Source organism: Kribbella speibonae (genome assembly GCF_004331375.1).
GTDB classification, from domain to species: domain Bacteria; phylum Actinomycetota; class Actinomycetes; order Propionibacteriales; family Kribbellaceae; genus Kribbella; species Kribbella sindirgiensis.
This window is the reverse complement of the sequence record NZ_SJKC01000001.1, coordinates 1,643,589-1,658,142: the sequence shown is the minus strand read 5'-3', so window position 1 is coordinate 1,658,142 and position 14,554 is coordinate 1,643,589. Positions and strand designations below refer to the sequence as shown.

Here is a 14,554-nt window from a genome sequence, read left to right as displayed (position 1 = left end):
CGGGTCCTCCTCAGTCAGCGGTTGCCGTGACGTAGATGTCCTCGTCCCGCTCCAGCTCCTCCACCCGCTGCAGGGAGGGGTCTCGCCAGAGCAAGTAGACGAGGCCCAGTACGACCAGCGAGAGCGCAGAGGCCAGCACGGGGAGGTAGCCGACGCCAAGCGTCTGGATGACCAGTCCGCCGACCACCGCGGACAGTCCGGCACCCAGGTAGATCGCGGACGCGTTGAGCGAGATGAGCAGTCCACCACCGAGCTCCAGCAGCAGGTTCTGGATCGGTGGGTTGAAGGCCCAGGTCAACATGCCCCACACCACCAGAGCGGCTCCGGCGCCGACCTCGGTCGTCAGCGTCAGGTCGAGCGTGGCGAGGACGGCGGTGATGCCGGCCATCAGGACGACCAGGGTGCGGAGGCTGCCGAAGCGGTCCGTGATCCGGCCGCCGAGGAAGTTGCCGATGACCGCGCCCACGCCGTACAGGAGCAGGAGCAGTCCGGTGACGCTGCCGGTCAGGCCGGCGGTGTGCTTGAGCAGCGGGACGATGTAGATGTACACGCTGAAGGCGGCGAGGACGGCCAGGACAGTCATCGCCAGGATGATCTGCACGCGCCGGTCGGCCACACCGGCGAAGCGCTCGCGCAGGCTGACCACAGGAGGTGCGTCGACCTTCGGCAGCGCAGCGCGCTCGACAATGGCGACCAGTACGGCGACAGCGGTGATGAGAGCGAATACGCCCTTGTAGCCGAGTGTCGGGCCCAGCAGGGTGCCTGCGGGTACGCCGAGCACCAGGGCGAACGTGAGGCCACCGAACACGATGGCCACTGCTCTACCGCGTTCCTCAGGTGGCATCAGACTGGTGGCGAACAGTGTGGCGGCCGGTGTGTAGACGGCGGCGCCGAACGCGGCCACGACCCGGCCGACGATCAGGATCGGGTAGTTGACGGCCAGCGCGGCGATCAGGTTGCCGAGCGCGGCCAGCACCAGTGCGGCGATCAGGAGGGTACGGCGCTCCCAGCGGCCGGTCAGCGTGGACAGGATCGGCGCACCGATCGCGTACGACAGCGAGAACGCGGTGGCCAGTTGGCCGGCAGCGGTCAGCGAGACGTGCAGCTCGGAGCTGACGTCGGGCAGTACACCGGACACGACGTACGCGCTGGTGCCGACCGCGAACGCACCGGCGCCGAGCAGGTAGATCCGTGCGGACATCGAGGGCCCTTCGAAGACGTGGGTTCCAGTAGTTCGATCATCATCGTACTACGATCATCGTCGAACTTCGATAGGCGTCGTACTATGGACTCATGGCCACCAAAGTCCTCCCGCAGCCGGAGCGGGACGAGATCCGCGTCGAGGCGGTTCTCCAGGCGCTGGGCGAGCCGGTCCGGCTGACCATCGTCCGCGCGCTCGCCGACAACCCGGCCGGCGTCTGCTGCGGCGAGATCGAGCTGCCGGTGACGGCGTCCACGCGCGCCCACCACCTCAAGACCCTGCGCGAGGCGGGCGTCCTGTCCACGCACACCGACGGCACCCGCCGGATCAGCATCCTGCGCCGCGAAGACCTCGAGGCCCTCTACCCGGGCCTGCTCACGGGCATTCTGTCGGCGAAGCAGTAACCAACCGCAAGGTTGCGGTGGGTGGTTGTAGAAGTGCGGCTGGCAGACTGAAGCGGTGGAGCTCCGGGCGCGGTGGGACGACCTGGTGCCCGGGTCTGCCTCGCTCGCGGACGAGCTGGTCGCGCGGTACGTCGACCGCACCCGGCGCGCGTACCGCGACCACTACCTCGGCGTCGTCCTGACCGCGCTGGACTCGTTGATCCAGCTCTCCACGGACCCGACCAGCGTCCGGCTCGCCGCGTGGTTCCACCGCGCCGTCCACGAGCCCGGCGGCACCCCGTCCGAGGACGCCGAGGCCTCGGCCCAGCTCGCCGAGCGCCTCCTCCCGCAGTACGGCGTACCGCCGATCCGCATCGCCGAGGTCGCCCGGCTGATCCGTCTGACCGCCGACCTGGCGATGCCGCCACCGGACGCCTACGCCCCACCCCGCCGCGACGCGAACGGCGACGTACTGCTGGACGCCGTCAACGCCATCCTCGCCTCCGACCCCAGCCGGTACGTCGTCCACACGGCCGAGGTACGACGCGACGCCGGCGAGCGCAAGGTCGCGCTCGAGAGCCGGTACGACGAAGTCCGCGAACTGCTCGACGGACACCTGTACCGCACGCAACTGGCGCGGCAACGCCTCAGCCCGGTCGCCCGCGTCAACCTGGAGGCAGAGCTCGCTGGACTGGACAGTGAACTCCCAGCCCCATGGCGCGGGTGGCAACAAGCCGCGCTGACTGCCACGGCGACCTTCACCGCCATCGCGGCCGCGGTAGTCGCGATCGCCGCATCCGGTGCGTCCTGGCAGACCCCAGCAGCACAGGACGAGGCCGGCTGGCCGACAGTCGCGCTGGCTGTCCTCTCCTTCTTCAGCGCACCGGTCCTCTTCCGGTGCGCCCGTAGCGCCAGCCAGCGCGCCCGCCTGATCGCTGGCGCCGTACTGGCGATTGCTGTGACCGGACTGCTCATCGCCTGGGCCCAAGCGCCGAGGACGAACGTAGCTGTCGGCGTGGGCCTCCGCGTCCCGTTGCTGATCTCCGCACTGGTCCTGCTGCTCGTTGCCGGCGCAGCTGGCCTCGTAGCCTCACTCCTCCGCACGCGGACAGCCCGCTACCTCCCTGCACGCAACGTCGGTCAGCAACTCGCCTGGGTCGTCGTACCGGGAGCAGTCGCCCTCATCCTGCTGCTGATCGTCCAGCCGCTGTCTCGCAGCTACGTGCTTAGCTCCAACGAGCGCGTCGAGGGCACACCACGGGACGCCGGCAAGGCCAGCCCGTCGGTCCTCAACGGCACCGTCGCGTGGGTGAGCGATTCCGTCGCGGGCACTGGTGCCGAAGAAGCGATCGGCACCAGGTACGGCGTCGCGGTCCCTCGCCCGAGCGGTGTGGTCGAAATGCTCGACGCGGCCACCGGTGCGCTGCGCTGGCGCTACAGCCGCTCCGACTCCGACGAGAAGCCCGTGATCGCGGCCACCGGCAACGGCGACTACGTGCTGGCGCAGTTCGCCGACGTCGGGTACCTGTTGCTCGACGCGAACACGGGCCGCCGTAAGGCCGCATGGCCCGGTCGTACGCGTGACCGTTTCATCCTGCAGACCCAGCCTCTCCTGACCGGCGAGCGCTCCGGCAAGCTGCACGGTGTCGATCCGGACGGTCACGAGCGCTGGACGTACGACTCAGGCGACTGCACCGAGCTAGGCGCCATCGCGACCGCCGAGACCGTGCTCACCTTCGCCAGCCACACCTGCGACGACCGTCCGGACGAGATGACCGCACTGGACGTCCAGACGGGCAAGAAGCTCTGGACCAGGACCTCGGCGGACACCTACCGCCGCCCGGTCGTCGTGGCCGGTCTGGTCGTCGTGGCCGAGCCCGGCGGCGACGGCGACGTACCTGCCGCGCTGACCGCGATCGAGCCGCGCACCGGCGACATCCGCTGGCGCTGGGACGTGCCGAAGGCCTGGGCCTGCCGCACGCTGCTGAACGCGGCCGGGAAGTACCTGATCATCGTGGACTGCCCTGGGCCGAGCACCCAGGAGAACCGGCGGACCGTCGTCACCGCGGTCGACGCGAACACCGGCCTGACCGCCTGGCAGACGCTGGCGCCGGTGAGCCCCCGGACCAAGGTCACCGTGACCGCCGACGGCCGGGTCGTCTCGCTGGGTCGCGGCGCCGGAGGCTGCGTCGCGAACGTGATCAGCCGCGCCGGATTCCGGCAGGTGAAGCTCCCCACCGGCATCTCCTGCAGCCGCGATCCGCGCGCCGTCGGCAACCTGGTCCTGACCTCCGGCCCGAACACGGTCATCGCCCTGCGCTAGTGACTCCGCGTAGCCGACGTCTACCCAAGGCCCTCCCGTCCACGCCGGAGTGTGACGTAGGCCGCAATTCCACGGCTGCAATTCGTTGCGGAGCGCCCCTGTCGGAGCGGTCAGGTGACGAGCCGATATCGCTTTGGCCACGGACCGATCCGGGAACCCCGGATCGGTCGGCCGAGGATCCCTACCGGTGCCAAACTCCTTAGCCATGGACCTGCGCGACCAGTGGAATCGCCTGCTGCCGCACGCGCAGCCGTTGGGCGACGACCTGCTGGCTCGTTACGCAGAGCAACATCGCCACTATCACGATCAGCAGCACCTGACCGAGGTCCTGCAGACCATCGACGAACTGGCCGAGTACGCCGACGACGCGGACACGGTACGGCTCGCGGCCTGGTTCCACGACGCGATCTACGATCCGCAGGCCGACCCCGGCGAGAACGAGGAGGTCTCGGCCCAGCTGGCCGAGCTCGAGCTGGCGGCGTACGGCGTCGAGGCCGAGCGGGTCGAGGAGATCGGCCGTCTGGTCCGGCTGACCGCGAAGCACGACTGCGCGGCGGACGACCGCAACGGTGCGGTGCTCTGCGACGCCGACCTGCGGATCCTGAGCCTGCCGGCCGAGCGGTACGACGAGTACGCCGCCGGTATCCGGCAGGAGTACGCGCACGTCCCCGACCGGGATTTCGCCCGCGGCCGGATGTCGTTCCTGCAGAGCCTGAGCGAGACGCGGTTGTACGCGACCCCCCGCGGCCACGAGGAGTGGGAGCGACCGGCCAGGGAGAGCCTGACCCGGGAGGTCGGGTCGCTGGGCCCTAAGGCGGCCCGGCCGATCGGCGGGCTGGTCCCGGTCATCTACTTCGGCGCTGCTCTCGGTGCTGTCGTGGCCTGCTCGGTCCTGCTGGGCCGCGGTCTCGGAGCAGCCGCCAAATGGCCGGCCGAGCCGTCCGACATCGGCGGCTTCCCGGTTTGGGCACCGATCGCCGGTACCGCTGCGGCTGCCGCACTGGCCTGTGCGTGGTTCCGGCGAACCCAGCAGCGTCTCGTGACCGTCCCGGCGATTGTCTTCGCCGCGGTCGGCCTCATCGCGATCGGCGTGTGCTGGTGGCGCTGGCCGGTCGCCCAGCCCGGCGCGGCCATGTCAGAGCGCTGGCCGTACCTGCTGCTCGCTTCTGTGGCACTGGTCCTGGCTGGTGCGTTGCTGGCGCTGGCCCGACGGCTGCGGCTCGCACCGCCGTACGCACAGGCTCCTCCACGCTGGCTCGGCGTAGGCGCGACGGCTGTGTGTGGGGCATTGCTCGCGTGGATCGTGGTGTCGGCTGGTGAGCCTTTCGTACAGGCCCGGCTGGAGACCGCCAACACGGTCAGCACAACCACCACCGCCCAGCCGACCCAACTGCCGGTCCAGCTCGACGGAACGCTGGCCTGGAGCCGTGAGGTGCCGGCAACCGGCGCCATCACCGGTACGGCCGGTGGAGTCGCGGAACTGCGGTCGGACGGTGTGGTCATGTCCGACGCGGCCACGGGGCAGATCCGGTGGCGCTACGCCCGGGCCGACGTACAGGACGCCGCCAGCAGTGGCGCCAAGGGCCTGGTGGTGTCCACGGACGGGCGAACGATCGTCGCGCACCTCCCCCGCTCCGAGTACCGCGCACCCGCGGGCATCAAGCTGCCGACGTACGCCGTACTCAACGCGGTGAGCGGAGAGGTGCTGACCGAGGTCGACACCGACGGGACCGCCCTGGCCGTCGACTCGAACCAGCTGCTCGTGGCTGAAGGCAAGTACGTCGTCGCGCACGGCGTGAGCAGCCCAACCCACTGGCGCGCGCAGGTGCGCTGCACCGTGACCCAGGGCGCGCTGGTAGGCGACCAGGCTGTCGTCGTGGACGCCTGTGCGGGCAACGGCGCTGTCGTACGCGGTCTGGACATCAAGACCGGCGCCCAGCGGTGGGAGGTCGACCTGGGTACGCGGATCGACCTGAGCGCGGAGCTGGACCCGTCGACGTGGGTCGGCGAGCTGGTCGCCGTACCGGACACCCGTGAGGTCTCCGGGCTGATCTGGACGGCTGCCGCGGGCGGCACGCTCTACCAGTGGTCCGTGGACATCGGCGAAGGCCACGTGATGTGGACAACCCCCGTGCCGGGCACGCCACGACCCCGGCTCGGCTCCTCATCCTGCGACGCACAGCTGGCCGCCACGCACGCGTCGCTGGTCCTGATCACCTGCCGAACCGGCAACGACCCCGGACAGCCTCAGACGTACGACGTGTCCTCGTCGAACCCTGCTGACGGGACACCGCAGTGGCATCACCTGCTGCAGGTGCCGCCGCGACTGCAGCAACCGGAGTACCCGCGGAACGGCTTCGGGCTGCTGCCGGACGGACGTGTGGTCACACTGATGCCGCAGCCGAACGGCAGCTGCTCCCCCGTGATGATCGGCACCACCGGTGTCCAGCCGCGCCCGATCCTGCCCAGCCCGAACACGCAGTCGGTCGCTAAGTCCGAGGAAGTCACCTGCAACAAGCCGGCCGTCACCGTGGCCGCCGCCCGCCCGATCTTCTCCGACGGCACCCGGTTGTTCGCACTCAACTAGGGAATTGGTTTGCCGCGGATGGTGTTGACACCTACCGTGATCCGCATGTTCCGCGTGGTTTTCGAGTTCGACCTGTCAGGCACCTGCCTGACGGGCGCTCCCACGTGGGCACTGTCAGTCGATTCAGCCACTCGAAGCTGACCCTCCTCCAGCACAGCAGGACCCGCGGAGGAGGGTGGCTCGAAACCGGCCCCCTCCACGCGGTGACAGCGCTGTGAGGGCTTGCCGGAGGGTCCTGGCTCACACCGAACCTTCTGACAGACAAAGGATTTTCTGATGGCCAAGAGCCAGTTCGTGCGGACCAAGCCGCACCTCAACATCGGGACGATGGGTCACGTCGACCACGGCAAGACGACGCTGACCGCCGCGATCACCAAGGTGCTCGCGGAGCGCGACCCGAGCGTGAACCGCTTCGTCGCCTTCGACGGTATCGACCGTGCCCCGGAGGAGATGCAGCGCGGGATCACGATCAACATCTCGCACGTCGAGTACGAGACCGCGACCCGGCACTACGCGCACGTGGACATGCCCGGGCACGCCGACTACGTGAAGAACATGATCACCGGCGCCGCCCAGGTGGACGCCGCGATCCTGGTCGTGTCCGCACAGGACGGCGCCATGCCGCAGACGCGGGAGCACGTGCTGCTCGCGCGCCGGGTAGGCGTGCCGTACCTGGTGGTCGCGCTGAACAAGGCGGACACCGTCGACGACCCGGAGCTGCTCGACCTGGTCGAGCTGGAGGTCCGTGAGCTCCTCACGGAGTACGGCTTCCCCGGCGACGACGTACCGGTCGTTCGCGTGTCCGGGCTGAAGGCGCTGGAAGGCGACCCGAAGTGGACCGCCGCGATCGGCGAGCTGCTGGACGCGGTCGACAACTACGTGCCGGTCCCGGACCGTGAGCTGGGCGAGCCGTTCCTGATGCCGATCGAGAACGTGCTCACCATCAGCGGCCGCGGAACTGTGGTCACCGGCGCGGTCGAGCGCGGTTCGCTGAAGCTCGGCGACGCGGTCGAGGTCGTAGGTCTCGGCCCGACGGTCACCAGCACGGCGATCGGGATGGAGACGTTCGGCAAGTCGCTGGAGTCCGCGGACGCGGGCGACAACGCGGCGGTGCTGCTGCGTGGCGTGAAGCGCGACGAGGTCCGTCGCGGCCAGGTGGTGGCGTTGCCGGGCAGTGTGCGGCCGCACCGGAAGTTCCGGGCGAACCTGCACGCGCTGTCCACGGCCGAGGGCGGCCGGCACACGCCGTTCGCCGCGGACTACCGGCCGCAGTTCTACTTCCGGACCACGGACGTGTCCGGCGGGATCGACCTGGGTGAGATCGCCCTGGTGATGCCCGGCGACACGATCGAGCTCGGAGTGGAGCTGGAGAAGCCGATCGCGATGGACGTCGGCCTCGGCTTCGCGGTCCGCGAAGGCGGCCACACCGTCGCCGCCGGCACAGTGACCGAACTGCTCGACTAGTAAGGAACGGCCCTCAGCCTGCTGAGGGCCGTTTCCTGTGTCTGAGCCCCGCGGCGATCAGCCGCTCCACCAGTTCGCGGCTGGTGACCGGTACGGCGCCGGCGGCGATCAGGTCGTCGTAGCGGTCGCTCGGTACGTCGTAGTGGTCGCGGTCGAAGCCGCGGGCCGGAATGCCCGCTGCCTTCGCGAAGGCGTGCAGCTCCTCGTAGGACTCGTCGCTGACCAGGTGCGACCAGACACGGTTCCAGGCCGGCCAGGCGGGCGGATCGATCAGGATCATTCGCGGGCGTCCTGGGCGTCGAGCAGGTTGCGCCAGGAGCGGACGAACCGCGAGTTCACGTACGCCTTCGTCCACGAGCCGTCCTGGCGGACCGACGTACCGACGTGGAAACGCCGTACGCCGCTCTGGTACAGCCACGGCACGTGTTCGGGTTGCAGACCGCCCCCTGCCATCATCACGCCGGCGACCGCCGGGTCCTCCTTGGCGAGCTTGCACAGGTCGTCCAGACCGTGGCTGACCCCGATGGACGAGCCGGCCGTCAGTACGCAGTCCAGACCGGGCAGGGTGCGCAGGGCACGCCAGGCCGGTTGCTGGTCGAGTACGGCGTCGATCGCGCGGTGGAACGTCCACGGTGTACCCGCGAACGTGCTGACCAGCGCGGACACCGACTCGACGTCCACCTGGTTGTCCGGGGTCAGGAACCCGAGCACGAAGCCGTCCGCCCCCGCGGACAGGAACGACTGTGCCATCGCGGTCAGCCGGTTCAGGTCGGCGCCGGTCGCGGTGAACGAGTTCTCCAGGCGCAGCATCACCCGCAACGGCAGGTCGGTGACCCGCCGGATCGCGCTGACGGTCGACACCGACGGGCACAACCCGTCCGCCTCCATCGAGGCGCACAGCTCCAGCCGGTCCGCCCCGCCCTCCTGTGCCGCCTCCGCGTCCGCCGGGTGCAGCGCGATGATCTCCAGCAACGAACCCATGCGCGCCATCATCTCCCATATTGCGGTTGCACTCCCGCAGCGTCTTCTGTATCGTTTTTCTAGAACGATTTAGAAGAACGATACAGATGAGGTGATCGAGATGCCGGGCGTGACACTCAAGACCGTGGCGAAGGCCGTGGGCGTGTCGCCGTCGACCGTCTCGAACGCCTACAACAAGCCCGATCAGCTCTCCACCGCACTGCGCGAGCGGATCCTGGCCACCGCCCAGGAGCTCGGGTACGCCGGACCGGACGCCTCCGCGCGCGCCCTGCGCAGCGGGAAGGCCGGCGCGGTCGGGGTGCTCTTCACGGACAAACTGGCCTACGCCTTCTCGGACCCGTACGCGGTCGGCTTCCTGGCCGGCCTCGCGGAGGTCGCCGAGGAGTTCGCGACCAGCCTGCTGCTGATGCCGCTCAGTTCCACGGACATCGCCGGCGGCAGCAACGCCGTCCAGCAGGCCGCGATCGACGCGGCGGCGATCTTCTGCGTGCCGGGCGGCCATCCGGCGCTCGAGATCCTCGCCAACCGCGGGATCCCCGCGGTGTCGACCGATCGGGGCGATCACCCGGACCTGTCCTGGGTGGCGATCGACGAGGTCGAGGCGGCCGCGCAGCTGGGCGAGCACCTGGCCCGGCTCGGTCACCGCGAGGTCGTCGTACTGGTCGACAACGCACAGGCAGCCGGCGGGCGGCCGGTGGAGCTGACGCTCGACGAGGTCGGGTACACCGACTGCGAGCTGCGGATCCAGGGCCTGCAGAAGGCGATGCCGGACGCCCGGCTGCGGATCGTCTCCGGCGGGCACAACGCGTTCGCGTCCGGACTGAAGGGCGCCGAGTTCGTCCTCGACTCGCAGGACCGGCCGACGGCGATCGTCGGACTGAGCGACGTCCAGGCGCTCGGCGCATTGGAGGCGATGAAGGTCCGGGGGCTGACCCCCGGTCGCGATCTGACGCTGGCCGGCTTCGACGACATTCCTGCCGCACTGACGGCCGGGCTGACGACGGTCCGGCAGCCGATCAAGGACAAAGGACGTGCGGTCGGCCGCATCCTGCTCGACCCGGCCACGACCGAACGCCAGCTACTGATGCCGACGCAGCTGATCGTCCGCTCGAGCAGCGGACCGGCGCCGAAGCACTGACAACTCCACACAACCTCCCTGGAACCACCCGGTTCCCGGGCCGATCAATCACGCTCTCAGGAGGGAGCAGAATCATGATGCACTTCATTGCCGGCAACACCGCCGTCGAGAACGCCAGCGCCCTCGCTCAGTCGGCGCTCCCGAACGCTCCCCAGCAGCCGTACGACGAGCCCGCCCCGCGCCGTACGTTCGCAGTCCGCGCGCGCTTGAGCGCCGTACTGCGCACCGCCGCCGAACGCGAACTCCGCCTCGCCAACCGCATCGACCCCACCTGCACCGTCAACTGACCCACTTTGAGCCCCCGCCAACCAAATCCGCGACGGAAATCTGGTTGGTGGGGGCCCAAAGAGCTCGCGGCGTGGATTTGTCGGACGCGTCTGGCACTCTGAAGGGCGATGGATGAGCCAGGGGTGTTGTTGAGCGCGCGGGCGATGGTGTTGCACGACCTCGCCGCGCGGGGCTTCGACGACGCGGTGATGGTGTCCTTGCTGGAGGACGCCGTCGCCGGTCGTCAGTGGTGGCTGGACCAGTGGCCGGACGGCGCCGAACACATCGCCGGCCTGGTCGCGCAGGACGTGCAGGACCGCCTGGTCGACTCCGGGGTCCGCTGGCCGCGCTGCACTGCCTGCGACGACCTGCACGACCACGAGCTCCGCATCGAGCCGGAGCTCGGCCCCGACCCGCAGTGGGTCTGCGAACGCGCCGGCATCTCCGTCGCACCCCTGGGGCACCTCACCTGACCCCTCCGGGTAATACCTGATTGCTCTACATGTAGCCAGACTACTATTGTCTGTCTACATGAAGGTCCTCAACGTGCTCCGGCTGACGGCCGGGGTCCATGCGCTGGCGATCTGCCTGCAGCCGGTGGCCGCCGGGGTCTATCTCGACGGCTCCCCCGGCGGCGTGCGGATGCACGAACCGATCGGGCTGGCCCTGGCCTTCCTCGGACTCGCCCAGTTGCTGCTGGCAACGATCTGGTGGCGGACCGGCGGCCGCTGGACGGCGCCCGCGGCGAGTCTGCTGATCCTCGCGGGTGAGGTCGTGCAGATCGCCATGGGGTACAGCCGCCAGTTGGCGATCCACGTCCCGCTGGGCATCGCGCTCGTCACCGCCACCGTCGTCTTCGCGTTCTGGGTCAACAAGCGACAGGTGGTCGCCGCATGATCACCCTCGAGCCGCAGCCGGCGGCCAAGGTACGTCGGCCGCGCGTCAGCCTGCACGTCCTGCGGATCACGCTGGTTCTGCACGCCGCGTTCGTGATCGCACAGCCGATCGCGGCGGGCTACTTCCTGTCCGGCAACGTCGACGCGATGACCAACGTGCACAGCACCGTCGGCGGCACCATCTGGATGATCGCGCTCCTCCAGACCGTCGCGGCCGCCTGCTACACCCTCGTCGGTCGCGGACGGATCTGGCCGGCGCTGGTCTCCCCGATCCTCGTCGTCGCCGAGTTCGTCCAGCTCACCTTCGGTTACCTGCAGAACTTCGCCGTACACGTCCCGCTCGGGACCGCGATCGTCGGCACCGTCTGCTGGATGACGGTCTGGTCGTTCCGCCGCACCGCACGCCTGAACCGCCGGGAGGCGAAATAATGAAGCTGTCCCGCCGCGGGTTCCTGGCCGCCGGCGCCGTTGCGACCGTGGCCGGTTGTGGCGCAGAGGCCAAGCCCGCACAGGCCGGAGAACTCCTGCGCAGCAAGGCGAAACTGCCCACACCTTTCCAGGTGCCGCTGCCGATACCACCGGTCAAGAAGCCGACCCGCTCCGATGCGAAGGCCGACTACTACCAGGTCGTCCAGCGCAAGGCGAGCCTGGAGATCCTCCCCGGCCTCAAGACGGAGGTCATGGGGTACGACGGCCTGCTCCCCGGCCCCACGTTCGACGTACGCAGCGGACGCACCACTGTGGTCGAGCAGGTGAACGAGCTCGACGTGTCGACCGTGGTCCACCTGCACGGAGGCCACACGCCCAGCCCGAGTGACGGCTGGCCGCTCGACCTCATCATGCCCGCGAACGGACAACACGCCGGCCACCACATGTCCGGCGGCGACATGACCATGGGCAAGCGCACGTACACGTACCCGAACACGCAGCGTGCCGCGACCCTCTGGTACCACGATCACACCATGGACTACACCGCACCACAGGTGTATCGCGGACTGTTCGGCCTGCACATCATCCGGGACGAGGAGGAGGAGAACCTCCCGCTACCGAAGGGCGATCGGGAGATCCCGCTCGTGATCGCGGACCGTGCGTTCGACGCGGACGGGTCGTTCCTGTACCCCGCCGCGAAGGACGGTCCCGGTGTCGAATCGGCGTACATGGAAGGTGTCGTCGCCGACGTGACGCTGGTGAACGGCGCACCGTGGCCGGTGCACGAGGTGGACGCGGTCCGGTACCGCTTCCGCATTCTCAACGCCAGCAACGCCCGTCGGTACGAGCTCGCGTTCGACAAGGGTCCGGCGACCTTCGTGCAGATCGGCAGTGACGGCGGACTCCTCGACCAGCCGGTCGAGCACAAGACGCTGGTGATCGCGCCGGCCGAGCGGTTCGACGTGGTCGTGGACTTCTCGCAGTACCAGCCCGGCGACGAGGTCACGGTCGTCAACAAGCTCGACAAGAACGCCGGCGTACTGCGCTTCAAGATCGCCCGCAAGGCCGCCGACGACACGAGCATCCCGGCGACGCTCTCGTCGTACGCCGTGACTCCAAGGCCGAGCGGTGTCGTACGGCGGGAATGGCGGTTCCGGCGCGGTGACGCCGGAGGCCACCGGGGCTGGACGATCAACGGGAAGGCATTCGATCCCGCGGTGATGCAGGCGCAGGTGAAGCTGGATCAGTACGAGGTCTGGTCGTTCGTCACCGACGTACACCACCCGGTGCACGTCCACCTCGCGCCGTTCCAGGTCCTGACCCGGGGCGGGAGCAGCAAGCTGTCGGCGTACGACCACGGCTGGAAGGACACCGTCGACATCCGCCCCGCCGAGGTGGTCGAGGTCTTGGTCAAGTTCACCGCCCACAAGGGCAAGTACCTGATCCACTGCCACAACCTCGAACACGAGGACATGGCGATGATGGCGGCCTTCGAGACGATCTAGGTACGGCGGAGGAGCCGCACCGCGAGTGCCGCCAGCCACACCCAGCCGATCGTCACGGCGAGACGCTGGAACAGACCACCGACCTCGACGAGACCGGCCGTCTGGTTGAAGCCCGCGCTGGCGAGGACGAAGCACGTCAGGAATACCGTTGCGCTAGCCAACGAATACCAGAACCAGGTACGGCCGCCGCGGGACAGGACTACTTGCACCGCGGCGATGCAGACGAAGGCAGGTAGCGAGAAGCCGTCGTGGAGGGCGCCCAAGGTGGTGTAGTCCACGGTCGGCGACGTACCGATGGGGAAGCCGCTCACCGGGTCGGTCCGGAACAGGCCGGCGCCGATCAACCCGACACCCCAGACGGCGATCAGTACGGCGCCCGCGCGGAACCCGGATCGCCAGACGCCGGCCGCGAACGCGACTGTCAGTGCTCCGACGACGAGGAAGTTGACGACCTGCACCCACCCGCCCGGTCCGAGCGCCAGTGAGCTGACCGGGTGGCGAAGTGCGTTGTACCCGGAGCCCTTGAAGACGCCCTCCAGCAGGAAGACGACCACGAAGAGCGGACCGACAACGAGTCCGCACTTGAGTAGTGTCCGATGGGCGGCCATCAGCGGGTGCCGGCGGCCAGGGCCTCGGCGGCTTTGGTGCGCAGGGCTGCGCGATCCACTCCGGCGGCCTGGAGAGTGCGGGCCACTCGGCCGCGGTCGGTGTCGAGCAGGCCGACCAGGATGCGCATCGGGCCGAAGCGGCCGCCACCGAGCTTCGGCGGGGCGTCCAACGCACGGCGGAGCATGAGCTTGGTCGACTCGCCGATCTGTGGATCGCGGGCCCGGTCCGGCGTTGCCTCGGGCAACAGTCCCATCCGGACGGCGATCCCGGCCACGGCCAAACTCTGTTCCCATTCACGGTTCAGCGCGGTCCGGATCGCGCTCTCGGTCAGCCCGGCGTCGGCCAGCAGCCGCGCGGCGGCCGAGTCCTCGAGCGCGGCGACGGCGAGCAGCACGTGCTCGGCCTCGACCGTCCGGGAGCCGTCCCGGCGAGCTTCGGCGCGCGCCGCGCGTACCAGGATCGCGCGCACGTCCTTGTGGTCCGGCATCAGCGCCTCCTCAGGGCAACTCCGGCGGCGACCAGCCGCCGGGCGTGTTTCTTGTGCACGGCCTGCCGAGTGACCCCCAGCACTTCGGCGACCTCGGACCAACTCCAGCCGGCCCGCATCGCCCGCTCCACCTGGCTGTCCTCCAGCCGGTCGGCCAGCCGGCGCAGCGCCACCACCGCGGCCAGCCCGGCCGCGGGGTCCTCGGGATCCACCAACTCGGTCATCTAAGCAACTTAGGTTGACAACCTCGTCGTGTCAACCCAAGTTGCTAAAACCGACGGGTT

General features: G+C 69.3%; 16 protein-coding genes. 10 read left to right on the top strand and 6 right to left on the bottom strand.

Translation table 11 applies throughout. From position 1 onward, the window contains the following. Positions 1 to 10: 10 nt before the first annotated feature. Positions 11 to 1,201, bottom strand: coding sequence for an MFS transporter (locus E0H92_RS08335; RefSeq protein ID WP_131495852.1), 1,191 nt, complete (start codon positions 1,199 to 1,201; stop codon positions 11 to 13). 92 nt (positions 1,202 to 1,293) lie between these two features. Here E0H92_RS08335 and E0H92_RS08330 point away from each other — a divergent pair, with 92 nt between their 5' ends. The 4 genes from E0H92_RS08330 (at position 1,294) to tuf (ending at position 7,958) form a co-directional block, all read left to right on the top strand. After that, positions 1,294 to 1,605: an ArsR/SmtB family transcription factor gene (locus tag E0H92_RS08330; RefSeq protein WP_131286188.1), complete on the top strand. Its 312-nt coding sequence runs from the start codon at positions 1,294 to 1,296 to the stop codon at positions 1,603 to 1,605. 55 nt (positions 1,606 to 1,660) lie between these two features. Then, positions 1,661 to 3,907: an outer membrane protein assembly factor BamB family protein gene (locus E0H92_RS08325; protein ID WP_131465959.1), complete on the top strand. Its 2,247-nt coding sequence runs from the start codon at positions 1,661 to 1,663 to the stop codon at positions 3,905 to 3,907. Positions 3,908 to 4,112: 205 nt separating this feature from the next. Beyond that, positions 4,113 to 6,494: an outer membrane protein assembly factor BamB family protein gene (locus E0H92_RS08320; RefSeq protein WP_131495851.1), complete on the top strand. Its 2,382-nt coding sequence runs from the start codon at positions 4,113 to 4,115 to the stop codon at positions 6,492 to 6,494. A gap of 276 nt (positions 6,495 to 6,770) precedes the next feature. Beyond that, on the top strand, positions 6,771 to 7,958 hold the full coding sequence (tuf, locus tag E0H92_RS08315; RefSeq protein WP_131495850.1) for an elongation factor Tu: 1,188 nt from the start codon (positions 6,771 to 6,773) through the stop codon (positions 7,956 to 7,958). Positions 7,959 to 7,971: 13 nt separating this feature from the next. On the opposite strand, the gene E0H92_RS08310 is transcribed toward tuf, so the two are convergent. Both E0H92_RS08310 and E0H92_RS08305 read right to left on the bottom strand, forming a co-directional pair. Next, positions 7,972 to 8,238 carry a DUF4031 domain-containing protein gene (locus tag E0H92_RS08310; RefSeq protein WP_131465956.1) on the bottom strand — a complete coding sequence of 89 codons (267 nt, stop codon included), beginning with the start codon at positions 8,236 to 8,238 and terminating at the stop codon, positions 7,972 to 7,974. After that, complete coding sequence (locus E0H92_RS08305) at positions 8,235 to 8,939, bottom strand: copper homeostasis protein CutC (RefSeq protein ID WP_131286193.1); 705 nt, start codon at positions 8,937 to 8,939, stop codon at positions 8,235 to 8,237. Before E0H92_RS08305 ends, E0H92_RS08310 begins: the two co-directional genes overlap by 4 nt. A 100-nt stretch (positions 8,940 to 9,039) precedes the next feature. Here E0H92_RS08305 and E0H92_RS08300 point away from each other — a divergent pair, with 100 nt between their 5' ends. From E0H92_RS08300 to E0H92_RS08275, 6 genes are all read left to right on the top strand, one after another. Continuing rightward, the gene (locus E0H92_RS08300) at positions 9,040 to 10,077 is read left to right on the top strand and encodes a LacI family DNA-binding transcriptional regulator (RefSeq protein WP_131465954.1); all 1,038 of its coding nucleotides are present in this window, start codon (positions 9,040 to 9,042) and stop codon (positions 10,075 to 10,077) included. A 74-nt stretch (positions 10,078 to 10,151) separates the two neighbouring features. Next, the gene (locus E0H92_RS08295; protein ID WP_131465952.1) at positions 10,152 to 10,364 is read left to right on the top strand and encodes a hypothetical protein; all 213 of its coding nucleotides are present in this window, start codon (positions 10,152 to 10,154) and stop codon (positions 10,362 to 10,364) included. Positions 10,365 to 10,472: 108 nt separating this feature from the next. Next, positions 10,473 to 10,817 (top strand): hypothetical protein, encoded by a 345-nt coding sequence (locus tag E0H92_RS08290; RefSeq protein ID WP_131465950.1) that lies wholly within the window; start codon positions 10,473 to 10,475, stop codon positions 10,815 to 10,817. Between the two features lie 58 nt (positions 10,818 to 10,875). Next, positions 10,876 to 11,241, top strand: coding sequence for a hypothetical protein (locus tag E0H92_RS08285; RefSeq protein WP_131495849.1), 366 nt, complete (start codon positions 10,876 to 10,878; stop codon positions 11,239 to 11,241). Next, positions 11,238 to 11,669, top strand: a complete 432-nt coding sequence (locus E0H92_RS08280) for a hypothetical protein (RefSeq protein ID WP_238173345.1) — start codon at positions 11,238 to 11,240, stop codon at positions 11,667 to 11,669. The genes E0H92_RS08285 and E0H92_RS08280 overlap by 4 nt, the downstream gene beginning before the upstream one ends. Next, on the top strand, positions 11,669 to 13,174 hold the full coding sequence (locus E0H92_RS08275; RefSeq protein ID WP_131495848.1) for a multicopper oxidase family protein: 1,506 nt from the start codon (positions 11,669 to 11,671) through the stop codon (positions 13,172 to 13,174). The genes E0H92_RS08280 and E0H92_RS08275 overlap by 1 nt, the downstream gene beginning before the upstream one ends. Here the strand turns inward: E0H92_RS08275 and E0H92_RS08270 are convergent. Genes E0H92_RS08270 through E0H92_RS08260 form a run of 3 tightly spaced genes read right to left on the bottom strand, consistent with a single transcriptional unit; the run spans position 13,171 to position 14,494 of the window. After that, positions 13,171 to 13,782 (bottom strand): DUF998 domain-containing protein, encoded by a 612-nt coding sequence (locus tag E0H92_RS08270; protein ID WP_131495847.1) that lies wholly within the window; start codon positions 13,780 to 13,782, stop codon positions 13,171 to 13,173. The two genes, E0H92_RS08275 and E0H92_RS08270, sit on opposite strands and share 4 nt — an antisense overlap. After that, positions 13,782 to 14,270: a Clp protease N-terminal domain-containing protein gene (locus tag E0H92_RS08265; RefSeq protein ID WP_131495846.1), complete on the bottom strand. Its 489-nt coding sequence runs from the start codon at positions 14,268 to 14,270 to the stop codon at positions 13,782 to 13,784. The genes E0H92_RS08270 and E0H92_RS08265 overlap by 1 nt, the downstream gene beginning before the upstream one ends. After that, positions 14,270 to 14,494: a hypothetical protein gene (locus E0H92_RS08260; RefSeq protein WP_131465942.1), complete on the bottom strand. Its 225-nt coding sequence runs from the start codon at positions 14,492 to 14,494 to the stop codon at positions 14,270 to 14,272. The genes E0H92_RS08265 and E0H92_RS08260 overlap by 1 nt, the downstream gene beginning before the upstream one ends. Positions 14,495 to 14,554 lie beyond the last annotated feature (60 nt).